The organism is Desulfovibrio sp. MES5 (assembly GCF_002237645.1).
Lineage (GTDB): Bacteria > Desulfobacterota > Desulfovibrionia > Desulfovibrionales > Desulfovibrionaceae > Desulfovibrio.
The window spans coordinates 62,712-77,140 of the sequence record NZ_MJUZ01000009.1; the positions used below are offsets into that span (position 1 = coordinate 62,712).

Genomic DNA, 14,429 nt, shown 5'->3' on the forward strand with positions numbered 1-14,429 from the left:
CATGTTCAAGCCCCCGCTTTGCACAAGGCGGGGGCTTTGGTTATGGTGAAGGCAAACGGTGGCCCGGTGTGGCCGTGCCCCGGTTTTTTACGGCAAAAATGGCTGACGCCCGCAGACCGGGCAATTGCCCGCGCAGCAGTGGAAAACCAGACGAAAAAAGTCTGCGCGCCCAGTGCGCCTGGCCGTCAGCCACACGCATTATGGCGGCAACGCCCAAAAGGAGGAACGCATGTCACGAGACATTATCAATGCCATTCAGGCCCCGTACCGTCATTCCTGGAGCCTTCTGACGCAGTTTATCGACGTCTGCCCCGACAAGATATGGAGTGAAACGCGCGGCGGCTGGCCCGTGTGGCAGCAGATTGCACATGCCCTTGCCGTGCTGAATTTTTTCACTCTTGGTGAAAACGACGCGCCTGCGGCCGCCCCCTGCGACATGGCCACCCTCATGCTCAAGGTTCAGGGCCCCTGCGCCATCGGCAAGGATGCCATGCGGGAGTATGCCGAAACCGTGCGGGTCGGCGTTGATGCCTGGCTGGACGGTCTTTCTGACAAGGACCTCACCCGGATTCACACGGTGCTGAGCAAAAAGATAGGGCGTGATGTCGCCTATGGCGCGGCGGTGGCCATGCTGGCCAGTCATACCTGCTACCACATCGGTTCCTGTGACGCCGCGCTGCGGGATAATGGTCTGCCCGGCGTATTTTAGCCACTGTCGTCACGAGCGCCTTTTCAGTTATTTCTGCGTCGAACTTCGCATTTTATTCCGGTCGAGTACCATCGGAGTACACTCCCTGCATAAAAGGCTTGTTCTCCTTGATATAACTGAAAATTCATCCCGTGACTAAACTGGCCAGGGCAACGCTATTTTCAAATTGAAAGGTTTTGTGGGGGAGGACCCTTTTGTAAAAGGGTCCCTCCCCCACGCCCCCACCTCCCAAAACCTTTAGTGTTTTTGTGTAGTACAAGGTTTTTTTAGTCTGACGCGGGGCTTCCAGGGATAGCTTCTCATAGGCCTCCACCATCTCGCAGTTGAAGACCCCGCTACGCGGTTTACCCTCGCGGACGGTTGCGCGTTGCCTTGGCGGCAAGCGCTTGCCCGCGCATCCGCCAGCGCATTGCAGCCTGCAAGCGCTCCACACATGCCCAGTTCGGGTGGCCAGGGTTTTTGCCCCGCAGAAAAAACTGTGCATTGTGTGCAGAGGCGGCAAAAAACAAGGAGAATACCATGACCACATGGAAGAATGATCCGGCCCATTCCCGCCTTGGCTTTGTAGTCAGGCATCTCACCATAACCGAAATAACCGGCAGGTTTGCCGAGTTCACGGTCACTGCCGAGATAGGCAAGGACGACTTTTCCGACGCGAAATTCCGCATGGCCGCCCAGACGGCCAGCATTGATACAGACGTGGCGTCGCGCGACGAACATCTGCGCAGCGGCGATTTTTTTGAGGCGGCGGTGCACCCCGTAATCACCTTCGAGAGCAGCAAGGTGCGGCTTGAGGCGGCGGGCGAGGGCAAGATCAGCGGCACGTTGACCATACGCGGCGTGGCAAAGGAAGTGACCTTCAACTTCCGCAGCAGCGAAGTGGTGACCAACCCCATGACGAAAAAGCCCACACGCAGCTTCAAGGTGTGGGGCGACATTAAAAGAAAGGATTTTGGCGTGGGCGTGAACGAGCCAGCCGCTATGGTGGGAGAAATTGTACACGTCTCCGCCGATGCGGAGTGCTCGCCCGCGTAGCGCAATTTCAGCAAGAGAGATTGTTTCAGATAACAATATGAAATAATTTAAGGAAGTGCTGATTGAAGAGCCTTCTGGAAATGCGCTGGTATTTCGTTTGGCAAGGCGCGATCATTTTTTGAAGCAGGAGTGGACTCTTCCGCCTTCGACTTTTCAAAAAAAGTGAAGCAAGTCCGCCAAACGGAATACATCAGCGTTCCCTAAATAAAAAGGAGGCCCGCCCACTATGGGCGGGCCTCCTGGCCGTGTTGCCAACCTTGGCTTTACGCCTTGCGGCGTTGACGCCACAGCACGGACATTGTTCCCAGATTCAGCAGCAGACTGACGCCCAGGAAGGCCCGCAGGGGTGTGGCAAAACGTCCCCATGCGTCAGCGGCGGCGTCTGCCGTGGGAGCGGCGCCGCCGTTTTCGGCCACAGTAGTCTCGTGCACTACTCTGTGGCCCATGTTGTCAGCCATGATCACCCGCCATTGGCCTGGGGCATTGGGCACAAAGGCGAAGCGTCCCTGGGCGTCGGTACGGCCATTCTGGAATTCCATGCCCGCATCGGCCGGGCCGTAAACTTCCACATTTGCGAAGGCAGGCACTTCGCCCGTGGAATAGGCGAACTGCATGACAACGGCCTGCTCCTGAGGGATTTCGGCGGCACGCAAGGCATGGCCGACGGCGTGCCGCGCGTTTGCCAGCACAAGGCAGGCGCAGAGCAGAAACAGACTGAGAACTTTTGTGAACACGGCAACTCTCATGGGCATGCTGTCGTGTTATTTCACCGGGAAAACGTAGGTGGCCCGCAGGTGGTGCGCGTCGGCGTCAGTCCCCGGCGTTTTTTCAATGGTGGCCGTGCGAACCATCCAGAGCGCGGGTTTGTCCACGGCGAGGGCGGCTTTGCCTTGAGCATCGGTGGTGGCCGTAACCTTGTAGGCGTCTTCTTCCTTGCTGAAGCCGTCGTGGGTCAGGCCCACGGCAGCGCCCGGCAGGGGTTTGCCGCGCAAAAGCACCTGCACGTTTATCGTGCCGCCCGGTTTGACGGCGGCGGGATTGTCCAGCAGGACGATTTCGAGCATCTGGTTCTGCGGAGTTTTATACAGCGTGTCATTGGCGACGGGGTTGAGCAGGGCTTTGGCGAACTTTTCATACTTGCCCACAGAGCGGACTTTCTTGCCCTGCGCTTCAAGCTGGGCACGGTTGCCTTCAAGCACGCCCTCCGTGGTTTCGCTCCATATCTGGGGCAGGCGGTGGCCCACCAGCAGGGCCGGGGCATTGTCCGCCAGCAGAATGTCGCCCACAAGGGCGGCAAGCGAGGCGTCTTCGGTCAGGGTTACGGGAGTGGACTTGCCCTTTTGCACCAGTTGCAGGTTCACGCTTTCGGGCTTTTCCGCTTCTTCGCTGATCATGAAAACATGCGAAGCCTGGGCCTGCACACGGGTTTTTTGTCCGGCGGCCGGAGTGGCCGTATCGGGCTTGAGGATAAATTCGTGCGCCGTCGCGGGCAGGGCCGCTCCCAGCAGGGCTGTAAGGGCCAGACCGCCAAGAATGGGTTTTGCCTTATGGCCGAGCTGCTGCAAAAGGTTCATGCCAGACTCCTTGTTTAGATGCTGCAATGGGAAATTGTGTTACGAATTTTTCAAAGATGCTACACAAGGGCATGTTTTTTGGCAAGCAAAAAAGCCACGATTTTATTAATCGTGTTACTATGCCCTGCGAGGACGCGTACTTTCAATGCAAATCTGCCCATTGGCAGCAAAAAAGCCCGTTGTCGGGCCTTTATTCATGTTGGCGTGAAGAGGGGCAGAAAGGCGAAAGCTGATCAGCGCATGCTCAAAAGCTGTATGGCGGCCAGATGCTCCAGCTCTTCGGTCAGGCAAAGCGCTTCGGCCAGGGTCGCGCCCGTGCTGCACAGGCCGTGTCCGGCCATCCACACCGCCGGATGGTCGAGGCTTGCCCTGGCCACGGCGTCTGCCAGCTCCGTTGTTCCGGGCGGCAGGGCAAGGGCGAAGCCAAGGCGGGCGCGCCACACATCCGCCTCAAAGAGCGGCAGGCGCAAAAAATCTTCCAGCCCGGAATGCTGCTTTTCAAGACGCAGGCTCAGGGCCAACAGGCGGCGCGGGTGCGTGTGCAATATTGCTCCGCATTGCGGTTTTGCGCGGTAAATGGCCAGATGCATGCCGGATTCCGTCGACGCCGGGCCGCCGTATAGCGGGGCCGCGCTCTCAATCTCCACAAGGCAGCAGTTCTGCGGGGCAAGACGGCCCTTGGCGGCCCCTGTGCATGTCAGGCACGCAACGTCCTGATGCGGGGCGGGCAGGCGGCGGCTGGCGTTGCCGTTGCAGCCGGAGAGCAGGCCCTGCGTCCACGCATCCCGGCAGACGTCGCGCATCTCTTCCACATAAGGCTTCATAACTTCCGGTGCTGACTGAAAATCCTTGTGCATGCGTGTTTCCTGCGGTCACAGACTATTATCTGTTGCCAAAAAGTGTTTCGAGGTATGGAGCGCTAAGGCATGTTGCCCTTGAAAAAGGGCAGATGCTCCAACGCGGCACGAGAGTGCAGCGCGCTCCCGCGGCGTGGATTTTGCCGGAAAACGCAGCTTCAGGCAAAATGTTGCCTTTGAAATGCTTCGTTGTTCAAAGGCGATCTGATCCCGCCTGCGGCTTTGCGAGTCGCAGGCCAAACCGGTTCAGGACTCGAAATGGTCAAAGCCGCCGCCAAGACTGTCCAGCGGCGCGTTGTTGCACTCAATGCCGCCACCAGCTGTGACCACGCCAATGCTGTACAGGCCGGGAATGGCCGCGTGCAGGGGGGGCAGCATATCGGGCGCGCAGGATCCGAGCAGGGCGTAGTCCTCGCCGCCGAGCAGCGCTTCATGCACCGGGTTTTTGCCAGTGGCCGCAGCGTAGCGCAGTATTTCCGGGTGCAGACGGCCCTGCGGCAGCACAATTTCCGCGCCAAGGCCCGTGCATTTTTCCGGGCAGACGGCGCTGAGTTCTCCTGTGAGGCCCAGCAGGCGCGGCAGGTCGCGCATGATGCCGTCCGAAAGGTCCATGAGGGCGGGGGGCCGCGCGTTGTATCCCGCGCGCGCCAGCATCAGGCCCGCGTCCACTTGGGGGGCGGGCCGCAGGTGGGCCGCGCAGGCGGCGGGCCACACTTCAAGGGCCTGACGGCCCTGCGCTTCCAGCTGGGCAAGGCCCACGCGGGCAAGCCCCAGAGGGCCGACCACAAAAAGCACGTCGCCGGGCATGCTGCCGCCCCGCACCAGAAAATGGCCGGGGTCCGCCGTCTCGCCCCAGACGGTTATGGAAATGTGCAGGCTTTTGCTGCGCGAAAGGTCGCCTCCGGCCAGCGCCATGCGGTGCTGGCTGGCCACCTCGGCCATGCCGCTGAAAAACCTGTTGAGCCATTCCATATCCGCCCATGCGGGCAGGCCAAGGCAAAGCGTGAAGCCAATGGGCCGCGCGCCGCAGCCCGCCAGATCGCTGACATTGACGGCAAGGGCCTTGTAGCCAGTGTCTTCGGGCGTAAAGTAGGAGCGGCGAAAATGGATGTCTTCCAAAAAAAGGTCGCTGCTGACGCAAAGGGGCCGCTCGGCCTTGAGCACAGCGCAGTCATCCCCCCGGCCCAGCAGCAATGAGGGATGGGTCTGGGGAAAATATCCGGCCAGGCAGGCCAGTATACGGTCTTCCGACAGTGGCGCGGCTGAGCCGTTGGACATTGGGGGCGCAACCATATCAATTCTCCATGAGCAGGTATTCGCTCAAAATGACCTTGAGGCCGAAGCCGGGAAAGTTCACCTGCACCTTTTCGGGCGAGAGGTGCTTGATAATCTTGCCGCGCCCGAAGATGCGGTGGGTGCAGTAACAAAGCTGTCCCTGTCCGGCTGCCGCGTCGCCTGTGCCCGCCGTGCCGGAGCTGCCCGCCGCGTAGCTTTCGCTTGTGGCCGGATTTTCCTGCTGTGGCGCAAGGCCGCGTGGCCGCGCAAAGTTCAGGGCGGGCGCGGCGTTTTCCGTTTCCGGGGGCAACTGGCAATCGTCAAAGGCGGCGTAATCGCGCGTGGCCTGCGGCTGTGCCAGGGGCCGGGCCAGTGGCTGCGTCAATGCTCTGGACTGATACGCGCCAGCTCCACCGAAGCTTCCCGGCGTGCGGCGTGAAAGACCGCCGCCAAAACCTTCCACCCATTCCTCCACAAGACCGGGGGCCAGTTCGCGCACAAAGGGGCTCTGGTTTACGTGCTGGCTGCCGCGCTCGGCCCTGTTGTACAGGGAGGCCGGGGCATAGAGATCCAGATTCTGGCGGGCGCGGGTGCAGGCCACGTACATGAGGCGGCGTTCTTCTTCAAAGTCTTCGGGCCGGGCCAGGGCGTGACGCGAGGGAAAGCGGTCTTCAACCAGATCAATGATGCACACGGCGTTCCACTCAAGCCCTTTGGCCGAATGCACGGTGGAAAGGGTGATCTTGCCCTCGGCGTCGTTTTCGTCCTCTTCGGGCGATTCCAGCGCCAGATCGGCCAGAAAAAGGTCCAGGTGCACGTAGCCCGAGGCCATCTGTATGATTTCTTCAAGACCCTGCTGGCGGCGGGGCCAGTCTTCGGGGTACAGGCCTTCCAGCCGGGGCCGGTAGTGCTCCAGCACGGCTGCCAGCGTGGACGAAGGCGCCATGGGACGCGCGCGCAGATCGTTGATGAAGCGCATGTCTTCCAGAAAGCCAACGTGCTTGCCAAAGGCCTTTTCTGTTGCCGCCGCGTCACCGCTGCGGGCCACGGTATAGAGCTTTTCGACGGTTTTGGGGCCGATGCCGCTGTGCTGGGCGGCCACGCGGGCAAAGGCGGGCAGGTCCAGCGGGTTGAGCAGCAGGCGGGCGTAGGCCATCACATCCTTGACGTGGGCGGCTTCGGTATAGCGCAGGCCGCCGTATTTGCGAAAGCCGATGCCAGCCTGGTTGAGCGCCATTTCAAGATTGTAGGAATGGAACCCCGCGCGGAAGAGCACCGCGATTTCGTGGGGCAAATGCTCGCGCAGCAGTTCTTCGACGCGGCGCACCACAAGCTTGGCCTGGCTGGCGTCGCTCAGGGGCGTGACCAGCCGTACAGGCTCGCCGCCTTCTTTTTTGGTGAACAGGTTTTTATGAAAAGACTCCGCCGCATGGGCCAGCAGGCTGTTGGCCACATCCAGCACGGGCTTGGTCGACCTGTAGTTTTCCTCCAGCCGAATGACCTTGGTTCCCGGAAAAAATTTGGGGAAATCCAGAATGTTGCGAACATTCGCACCCCGGAAGGCATAGATGGACTGGGCTTCGTCGCCCACGGCCATGACGTTGCCTGGGGGGCCGTCTTCCGGCCCGGCCAGCAGACGCACGATGCGCGATTGCACGAGGTTGGTGTCCTGGTATTCGTCCACAAGAATGTGGCTGAAGCGCTGGCGCAGGTTGGCGGCGGCCAGGGCATTGGTGCGCAGCAGGTCTTCAAGCTCAAAAAGCAGATCGTCATAGTCCATGAGGCCTTTTTCGCGCCTGTAGGCGTTGTAGGCCTCGCCCAGGCGGGTCAGGCTTTCGGCGTGGGGCAGCAGGTGAAAGGCCTCGCGCCGCAGCACTTCGTCCAGCGGCAATTCCTTGTTGCGCGCCTTGCTGAGCAGGCCCACCACGGTCTGGGTTTTGGGAAAGGACTTGTCGCCCTTGCCCAGCTTGAGATTGTCCTTGCAGTGCTTGACCGCCGCCGTGATGTCTGCGGCGTCCATAACCGTAAAGGGGCGGTCGGCCAGCCACGCGGGTTTCCAGCGGCGCAGCACGCTGAACGAAAAGGCGTGAAAGGTGCCGCCCTGCACGCCGGAAAGCCCCTGGTTCAGCAACAGTCCCGCGCGGTGCAGCATTTCCTGCGCGGCCTTGCGGGTAAAGGTAAGCAGCAGCATGGCGTCGGGCGAGATGCCGTTTTCGGCCAGCCAGGCCAGGCGGTATACAATGGTGCGGGTTTTGCCGCTGCCCGCGCCAGCCACCACCAGCACGGGTCCGTCGCCGCTGGTGGCTGCCTGGTATTGGGCTTCGTTGAGCGCTTGAGCGTAGTCGATCATGATGCGACCCTAGCACAAGGCTTTTCGGCCCGCCAGAGCGTCGTGAGGCCCGTGACTTGTGGCGGAGTAACTTGACTTTGCTGCCAGCCGGGCTGAATATCCGCCAAAATCGAGGGAATAGTACCGCATGAGCTTTACACAAAATGATATTGTCGTCGGCCCCGGCGCACGGCTGAGCCGCGCCCGCAGGCTTTTTTTCGCGCTGCTGCTCGCCATGCTGGGAGCATTCGGCCCATTGAGCATAGACACCTATTTGCCGAGCCTGCCCCAGATCGCCGGGGATCTTTCCATCTCGACGGCGGCCACGCAGGGCACCATTACCGCCTTTCTGATAGGCATGGCCATTGGGCAGATATTCATAGGCCCCATTTCAGACAGTCGCGGGCGGCGGGGGCCCCTGCTGCTGGCGCTGGCCTTCTTTACGCTTGCCTCATTTTTTTGCGCCCGGACAAGCTCGGGCGAAGGCTTTATCGCCCTGCGGTTTGCGCAGGGGCTCAGCGGGGCAGGGGGCGTGGTGCTTTCACGCGCCATTGCCTGCGACCTTTTTCGCGGGCCGGAGCTAACAAGCTTCATGGCCGTGCTTATCGCCATTCAGAGCGTGGCCCCCATCGTGGCCCCGCTTCTGGGCGGCGGACTTGCCGCTCTGGGCGGCTGGCACGCGGTATTTGTCTTTCTGACGGGTTTTGGCCTGCTGCTTGTGTGCCTGTGCGCCTGGCGGATGCCGGAAACGCTGCTTCCAGAGGCCCGGCGGCCCGGCGGCGTGCTTGCCTCCCTGCGTTATACGAGTAAGCTCTTTGGCGAAAAAGCCTTCATGTGCTTTGCCGGGGTACAGGGCTTCACCATGGCCGGATTTTTCGGCTATGTGGCGGCTTCGCCCTTTATCCTGCAGGATATGTACGGCTTTTCGCCCACGGCCTATGGCATGATCTTTGGGGCCAATGCGCTCAGCCTGTCCCTCATGGCCGTCATTACCGGGCGTCTGGCCCGCCGCGTCAGTGAAGAAAAGCTGCTCGTGGCAGGAAACATCCTGCGCTGGGTGGCCAGCCTGGCTGTGTTGGGCGTGACTCTGGCGCGTCCGGCTTCGCCCTGGCCCCTTCTTGCCGCCCTGTATTGCATGATCACGCTCCAGGGCGTGACCTTCGCCACCAGCTTCACTCTTGGCATCGCGTCGCAGGACGTGGGCGCGGGCGCGGCTTCGGGCGTGATCGGCGTGGCGGTCTTTATTTTCGGGGCGTTTTCATCCCCGCTGGTGGGGCTGGCCGGGCCGGGAACCGCTGTTCCTCTGGGGATAGTCTGCGCCGTGACGGGAAGCGCCGCCCTGATTTTGAGCCTTATGGGCACCAGGGCCCTGCGCCTGCGGCGCGAGCGGCTGGCCGCAGCCGCGCCGGCCGGATCCGCGCCGCCAGAAAATTGATATGGGCCCCGGCTTTACGGCGTACTGCATTGACGCGGGCTGGCCCGGATAGTACATATGAAGGCGCTTGCGACATTTTTCTCTAGGCCGTGCGGCATGAGCGCCTTTCGGGGGCTCTCGGCGTCGGCCATGGCCTGATGATCTGTTCCAGAAGTACGTGAGCCAAGTTCTGATGGCGGTAGGAGCCAGGGTGCTTGCGCCGCCAAAAAGTGAAGGAGTTTCCATGCCTGAGCCACAGAGCCAATTCCAGAGCGCCGTAGCCTCCATGATTGAAGCGGTGATGTTTGAAAACTGGCTGCGATTCTATTTTATCAGCGAAAAGCCCGAAGCCGCCCCGGTTGACGGTGAAGCTCCGCTGTTCATGGCCGTGCCGGTCAAGGGTATGGAGCGCATTGCCGAACTCTACCCCCATCTGCTGCCTCTAGCCGATGAAATGAACGGTCAGGAAGTGACCTTTGAAATGTCGCAGCGCGCCATTTGCAACTTCGTGGCCACCCACGTGGAAGGCAAGAGCGTAGCGCGCGACAGCGCGGCCATGATATTCAACAGCTCCACCTTTCAGGTACAGATGCAGCTTTTCAATACCTGGGTGCAGATGCACGAGGACCAGCTGGATCGTGGCTTTGTGGAGTTCGGCGCGTGGCGCAAGCTGTTTGACGAATGGCGTCAGACCCCCGGCGCGCGCGAGCTGGCGGAAAAGCTGACTCTCAGCATCCAGGGTTCCCCGACCGCTGGCGGCAAGGAAACTGTGCAGTAAGCCTCGAGCGGTGATGGGCACGCAGCCCTTGACGCTCTGCCCCGGCGGGTGCATCAGCCTGCACTGCTACACGGGGCATGAGGGCGGCGCTGAAGAGGCGCAAGCCCCGGCGCACAGGGTGCGGACGCTGTCGCCCCGGCGTTGGTGGGTAATGTCTGGCCTGTTTATCTGGCTTGAGGGTTTGGAGCCTGCCGCCCTGATGCTGGCAGCCCTTGCCGATGCCGACAAAGCACGGACTGAAAGCCTGTTGCTGGTGGAGCGCTTGCCGGTAAAAGCACCGCAAAGGCCATAAATCGGGGCTGGCGGTGCGCATCAACGAGATAATTTTTTGTACAGCGGTAGGCCTGCAACGTGGGGCGCAGGGCAGGAGAGTATAAGTTTTTAAACTAAACAGGATTTGTTCCTGAAATAAAATATAATAAATTACGCACTGTTAGAGAAAATATTTTCTTAAACCCACTTGGCACGGCCATTGCAGAATAGAAAGTACCTTCCTTTCTTTTGCTGACAGCCTCCTCCAAATAAGACGGCCTGCCTCCCCAAGCGGGCCGTTTTATTTGGTTCATCCATACAGCCTGAGGATAGTCATGCAGCATTTTCTTGCATCGGAATACAGCCCCGCCCGGCCTGAACAGGCCGCCTTTCATATTATTCCCGTTCCGCTGGAGCAGAGCGTCTCTTACGGCGCGGGCGCTGCCCACGGCCCTGAGGCTCTGCTCACGGCTTCGCAGCAGCTTGAAGCCTGGGAAAGCGGTCAGGCCCCAGGTGAATCAGGTTTTTATACCGCGCCGCCTGTGGACTGCAGCGGCCCCATTGAAGGGGTCATTGACCGCATCGAGGCTGCCACGGCCCAGGCGCTTGCCTGCAATGCCATGCCGGTGCTGCTCGGCGGCGAGCACACGGTGAGCCTTGGCGCGTTGCGTGCCCTGTCCAAGCAGGCGCAGAGCACCGGCGAACCCTTTGGCATTGTGCAGTTTGACGCCCATGCCGATCTGCGCTCAAGCTATGAGGGCAGCCCCTATTCGCACGCCTGCGTCATGCACCGCGCTGTGGCTGACCTGGGTCTGCCGCTGGTGCAGTTTGGCGTGCGCGATTTCTGCCGTGAGGAAGTTGAGGTGCGCAAGGCGCACAACGTCACGCACTATGACGCCTATTTTATGGCCCGCGTGGGCCTGCCCGAGCTGCCCCTGCCCGAGGGCTTCCCCCAGCGGATTTACATTACTTTTGATGTGGACGCCTTTGACGCTTCTCTCATGCCCGCCACGGGAACGCCGTCACCCGGCGGCATAAGCTGGCGCGAAGCCCAGTTTATTCTTGAGCGTTGCGTGGAAGGGCGGCAGGTCGTGGGGCTGGACGTGGTGGAGCTTGCCCCCATTGCGGGCCTGCACCACTGTGATTTTACGGCGGCCAAGCTGACGCATCTGCTTATGGGGCTGGCGCTCGCGGCCAATAGCCGTTCCTGACGCGCCTTTCGCCGTCCGGATCTCTGGCCGCCAGGCATCCCCGGCAGTTGCCGACACGGTTTTTACCAAGGAGCATTCACCATGAAGAACACTGTGGTCACATTTCGCGCCGCCAAGGGGCAGGACAAGCTTGTGGTGCTTACCGCCTACGACTACAGCACGGCCCGCGTTATGGACGACGCCGGGGTCAACGCCCTGCTGGTGGGGGATTCGCTCGGCATGGTCATGCTGGGGCACGAGGACACGCTCAGCGTCACCATGGACGATATGACGCGCCATTGCGCCGCTGTGGCGCGGGCAGCGGATCAGGCCCTTGTGATCTGCGACATGCCTTATATGAGCTATCACACCAGCGTGGATGAAGCCGTGCGCAATGCTGGCAGGCTGGTGACCGAAGGGCGCGCCCAGGCCGTCAAGCTTGAAGGCGGTTCGGAGTTTTGCGACGTGGTCAAGGCGCTCGTGCGGGCGTCCATACCCGTCATGGGGCACCTGGGGCTTACCCCCCAGTCTGTCAACGCCTTCGGCGGTTTCAAGATGCAGGGCAAGACGCCCAGCGCTGCCCAAAAACTTTTGGACGACGCCCGTGCCCTTCAGGATGCCGGGGCCTTTGCCCTGGTGCTGGAATGCGTGCCCGCCGCCCTGGCCGCCCGCATCACCAAGGAGCTTGCCATCCCCGTCATCGGCATAGGCGCTGGCGCGGAATGCGACGGGCAGGTGCTGGTCTGGCAGGACATGACCGGCCTGAACACCCGGCCTTTGCCGCGTTTTGTCAAGTATTTCGGTTCTGTGGACAAGGCCTTGCGCGACGCCATTGAAGCCTACACCCGTGAAGTGCGGGCCGGGGCTTTTCCCGGTGAAGAGCACTGCTACCCCTTGCCAGAGGGTATGGAAAAAGCCGTCAAAAAGCTCAAATAGGCCCGCGCCCAACGCAGACTTTTTATTGGTGCGTGAAGCAGAAAAACCCCGGCAATGCCGGGGTTTTTCTGCTTCAGATGTAGAGCGGGCCAACATTGCGGCTGTTCGTTTTCAAAATGCAGAATGTCCTCACCGTGAAATACTCAGATGGCTGTCTGCCGGAGCAATTTCAGGCACAGCCGTTGGGCGGCGAAGGCGGCTTACGGATGGGACGCCATCACTGGTGAAAGCGTGCTTGCGCGGCATGTCGCGGCGCATCATGAAAGCCGGGTTTTAAAGTCCGCGTAGCCAAACTGGCGCAGCATGCGAAAGTCCGCCTCGCCGTCGGCGTCCTGCCCGCAAATGCCGATGGAAGGCAGGCGCAGGCCGTTGAAGGTCGTGGTCTTGACCATGCTGTATATGGCCATGTCTTCAAATATGAGGCGCTGCCCCGGTTTGAGGGGCGCGTCAAAGGAATATTCGCCAGCCACATCGCCCGCGAGGCATGACTTGCCCGCCAGACGGCAGGTCCAGGCCTTCTGCCCCGCTTCGCCCGCCTGCACGGCTGCGCCGTCATGCTCATACGTCACGCGCGGCCTGTACGGCATTTCAATGACGTCGGGCATGTGGCAGGGCACGCCAATGTCCAGAATGACAATGGGCATGTCGGCCTCAATAACGTCCAGCACCGTTGTGACCAGCCAGCCCGCGTCCAGGGCCACGGCCTCGCCGGGCTCAAGGTATATCTGCGCCTGATAGCGGTCGCGCCACTGGGTGAGCAGACGGCAGAGCAGGTCCAGGTCATAGCCCGGCTTGGTGATGTGATGCCCGCCGCCCATGTTGATCCATTTGCAGCCGGGCAGCCACTGGCCGAAATTCTTTTCTACAGCGGTCAGGGTGCGCTCCAGCGCGTCCGCGCCCTGCTCGCACAACGTATGAAAATGCAGGCCGGAGATGCCGCCCAGAGCCGTGGGGTCAAAATGTTTGCGCCGTATGCCAAGGCGTGAGCCGGGCGCGCAGGGATTGTATATTTCCGCAGCGCCTTCAGAGTGTTCCGGGTTGATGCGCAGACCGCACTGTATCTGTCTGTCAGGGCAGCGGCCCTGATTCCACGCCTCAATGGCGGGCGCGAATTCACGCCACTGCGCAATGGAATTGAAAACGATATGGTCTGTCAGCGTCAGCAGTTCCGCCACTTCGCGCTTGTTCCAGGCCGCAGCGAAGGAGTGAACCTCGCCGCCGAATTCCTCGCGGGCCAGACGGGCTTCGTCCACAGAACTGGCGCAAGCGCCCCACAGGGGGCCGTGCCCCTTGAAGCGGGAAAGCAGGGGAAAGGTCGCCCAGGCCGCATAACCCTTGAGGGCAAGGAGGATTTTTGCGCCGGTGCGCTCCTGCACGGTGTTGAGGATGGCCGCATTGGTCAGAAGCTGGTTTTCGTCCAGAACAAAGCAGGGTGAGGGGATGCGGGCCGGATCAAAGAGAAGGTGCTGACAGTGCATTAAAGTTCCTCTGGGTGAGTGTGCTGCGCAGGCCTGGAATTGGTGTGGCGATTACGCGGAGTTTGCGCGAAGTTGGCGCGGAGTTGGCGTGACCTGCTTTAGAAATTTTGACGCATTGGCGGCACGGGTGCAAGGGGAATGGTAAGTTCAATGGTTTTTGGGGGTGGTTTGGGATTTGGCCTTTGAGTGAGGATGGTATACTGCCCCCCTCTCTATCGAGGCCAGTGGCAAGAAAACCTCTTTCGCGGCCTTCCCCATCCCGGTCAGCCGAGGCAACATATCCTTGTCACTGATCGGGAGATATACTGCGGTTTGAAGGTAGGGACGGCAACGCCCATTTTCTTGACGGACAAAGCGCACACATGGCCAACAGCGGTGGCGATCTTTCAGCTGAGCTAGTTTCGACTTGATCTGACAGGTACCCCTTGAAGGAAAGGGGAATCTCCGTTTTGATGGAAGTGTAAACGCACCATCAAACAGGGCACAATGCCCACGGAGAATCCCCATGGAAAGTTTCAATCAAAACGTCATCAAGCACAAGACCGGGCTTCTCAATCTCGCTGCGGAACTCGGCAACATTTCGAAAGCCTGCAAGATCATGG

General features: G+C 60.7%; 14 protein-coding genes. 7 read left to right on the top strand and 7 right to left on the bottom strand.

What is annotated here, in order from left to right:
- Positions 1 to 229 precede the first annotated feature (229 nt).
- Both BCS36_RS03060 and BCS36_RS03065 read left to right on the top strand, forming a co-directional pair.
- Positions 230 to 709, top strand: a complete 480-nt coding sequence (locus BCS36_RS03060; protein WP_291301452.1) for a DinB family protein — start codon at positions 230 to 232, stop codon at positions 707 to 709.
- A gap of 519 nt (positions 710 to 1,228) precedes the next feature.
- Positions 1,229 to 1,744, top strand: coding sequence for a YceI family protein (locus tag BCS36_RS03065; protein WP_291301453.1), 516 nt, complete (start codon positions 1,229 to 1,231; stop codon positions 1,742 to 1,744).
- 263 nt (positions 1,745 to 2,007) lie between these two features.
- Here BCS36_RS03065 and BCS36_RS03070 read toward each other — a convergent pair whose 3' ends face one another.
- From BCS36_RS03070 to BCS36_RS03090, 5 genes are all read right to left on the bottom strand, one after another.
- Positions 2,008 to 2,478 (bottom strand): hypothetical protein, encoded by a 471-nt coding sequence (locus tag BCS36_RS03070; protein ID WP_291301454.1) that lies wholly within the window; start codon positions 2,476 to 2,478, stop codon positions 2,008 to 2,010.
- A gap of 27 nt (positions 2,479 to 2,505) precedes the next feature.
- Positions 2,506 to 3,318 carry a DUF4198 domain-containing protein gene (locus BCS36_RS03075; RefSeq protein WP_291301455.1) on the bottom strand — a complete coding sequence of 271 codons (813 nt, stop codon included), beginning with the start codon at positions 3,316 to 3,318 and terminating at the stop codon, positions 2,506 to 2,508.
- Between the two features lie 233 nt (positions 3,319 to 3,551).
- Positions 3,552 to 4,175 carry a class II aldolase/adducin family protein gene (locus BCS36_RS03080; protein ID WP_291301456.1) on the bottom strand — a complete coding sequence of 208 codons (624 nt, stop codon included), beginning with the start codon at positions 4,173 to 4,175 and terminating at the stop codon, positions 3,552 to 3,554.
- A gap of 246 nt (positions 4,176 to 4,421) precedes the next feature.
- A complete protein-coding gene (thiL, locus tag BCS36_RS03085; protein ID WP_291301457.1) occupies positions 4,422 to 5,468 on the bottom strand; it encodes a thiamine-phosphate kinase in 1,047 nt (348 codons plus the stop codon).
- Between the two features lies 1 nt (position 5,469).
- Positions 5,470 to 7,800, bottom strand: a complete 2,331-nt coding sequence (locus BCS36_RS03090; protein WP_291301458.1) for an ATP-dependent helicase — start codon at positions 7,798 to 7,800, stop codon at positions 5,470 to 5,472.
- Between the two features lie 127 nt (positions 7,801 to 7,927).
- Here BCS36_RS03090 and BCS36_RS03095 point away from each other — a divergent pair, with 127 nt between their 5' ends.
- The 3 genes from BCS36_RS03095 to BCS36_RS03105 all read left to right on the top strand — a co-directional run bounded on the left by BCS36_RS03095 (position 7,928) and on the right by BCS36_RS03105 (position 10,263).
- The gene (locus tag BCS36_RS03095) at positions 7,928 to 9,214 is read left to right on the top strand and encodes a multidrug effflux MFS transporter (protein WP_291301459.1); all 1,287 of its coding nucleotides are present in this window, start codon (positions 7,928 to 7,930) and stop codon (positions 9,212 to 9,214) included.
- Positions 9,215 to 9,437: 223 nt separating this feature from the next.
- Entirely contained in the window at positions 9,438 to 9,971 is a 534-nt protein-coding gene (locus tag BCS36_RS03100) for a hypothetical protein (protein ID WP_291301460.1), read from the top strand.
- Positions 9,972 to 9,984: 13 nt separating this feature from the next.
- Positions 9,985 to 10,263, top strand: a complete 279-nt coding sequence (locus BCS36_RS03105) for a class I SAM-dependent methyltransferase (RefSeq protein WP_291301461.1) — start codon at positions 9,985 to 9,987, stop codon at positions 10,261 to 10,263.
- 94 nt (positions 10,264 to 10,357) lie between these two features.
- Here BCS36_RS03105 and BCS36_RS03110 read toward each other — a convergent pair whose 3' ends face one another.
- Complete coding sequence (locus BCS36_RS03110; protein ID WP_291301462.1) at positions 10,358 to 10,567, bottom strand: hypothetical protein; 210 nt, start codon at positions 10,565 to 10,567, stop codon at positions 10,358 to 10,360.
- Here BCS36_RS03110 and speB point away from each other — a divergent pair.
- Entirely contained in the window at positions 10,559 to 11,434 is an 876-nt protein-coding gene (gene speB / locus BCS36_RS03115; RefSeq protein ID WP_291301463.1) for an agmatinase, read from the top strand. The two genes, BCS36_RS03110 and speB, sit on opposite strands and share 9 nt — an antisense overlap.
- 81 nt (positions 11,435 to 11,515) lie before the next feature.
- Positions 11,516 to 12,349 (top strand): 3-methyl-2-oxobutanoate hydroxymethyltransferase, encoded by an 834-nt coding sequence (gene panB / locus BCS36_RS03120; RefSeq protein ID WP_291301464.1) that lies wholly within the window; start codon positions 11,516 to 11,518, stop codon positions 12,347 to 12,349.
- A gap of 257 nt (positions 12,350 to 12,606) precedes the next feature.
- Here panB and nspC read toward each other — a convergent pair whose 3' ends face one another.
- On the bottom strand, positions 12,607 to 13,827 hold the full coding sequence (nspC, locus tag BCS36_RS03125) for a carboxynorspermidine decarboxylase (RefSeq protein WP_291301465.1): 1,221 nt from the start codon (positions 13,825 to 13,827) through the stop codon (positions 12,607 to 12,609).
- Positions 13,828 to 14,429 lie beyond the last annotated feature (602 nt).

Bases quoted from the DNA above. Each gene is read 5' to 3' on its own strand.
- BCS36_RS03095 (WP_291301459.1), top strand. From the start codon at position 7,928: ATGAGCTTTACACAAAATGATATTGTCGTCGGCCCCGGCGCACGGCTG.
- BCS36_RS03060 (WP_291301452.1), top strand. From the start codon at position 230: ATGTCACGAGACATTATCAATGCCATTCAGGCCCCGTACCGTCATTCC.
- BCS36_RS03110 (WP_291301462.1), bottom strand. From the start codon at position 10,567: ATGCTGCATGACTATCCTCAGGCTGTATGGATGAACCAAATAAAACGG.
- BCS36_RS03080 (WP_291301456.1), bottom strand. From the start codon at position 4,175: ATGCACAAGGATTTTCAGTCAGCACCGGAAGTTATGAAGCCTTATGTG.
- BCS36_RS03100 (WP_291301460.1), top strand. From the start codon at position 9,438: ATGCCTGAGCCACAGAGCCAATTCCAGAGCGCCGTAGCCTCCATGATT.
- BCS36_RS03105 (WP_291301461.1), top strand. From the start codon at position 9,985: ATGGGCACGCAGCCCTTGACGCTCTGCCCCGGCGGGTGCATCAGCCTG.
- speB (WP_291301463.1), top strand. From the start codon at position 10,559: ATGCAGCATTTTCTTGCATCGGAATACAGCCCCGCCCGGCCTGAACAG.
- panB (WP_291301464.1), top strand. From the start codon at position 11,516: ATGAAGAACACTGTGGTCACATTTCGCGCCGCCAAGGGGCAGGACAAG.
- BCS36_RS03075 (WP_291301455.1), bottom strand. From the start codon at position 3,318: ATGAACCTTTTGCAGCAGCTCGGCCATAAGGCAAAACCCATTCTTGGC.
- BCS36_RS03090 (WP_291301458.1), bottom strand. From the start codon at position 7,800: ATGATCGACTACGCTCAAGCGCTCAACGAAGCCCAATACCAGGCAGCC.
- thiL (WP_291301457.1), bottom strand. From the start codon at position 5,468: ATGGTTGCGCCCCCAATGTCCAACGGCTCAGCCGCGCCACTGTCGGAA.
- BCS36_RS03065 (WP_291301453.1), top strand. From the start codon at position 1,229: ATGACCACATGGAAGAATGATCCGGCCCATTCCCGCCTTGGCTTTGTA.
- nspC (WP_291301465.1), bottom strand. From the start codon at position 13,827: ATGCACTGTCAGCACCTTCTCTTTGATCCGGCCCGCATCCCCTCACCC.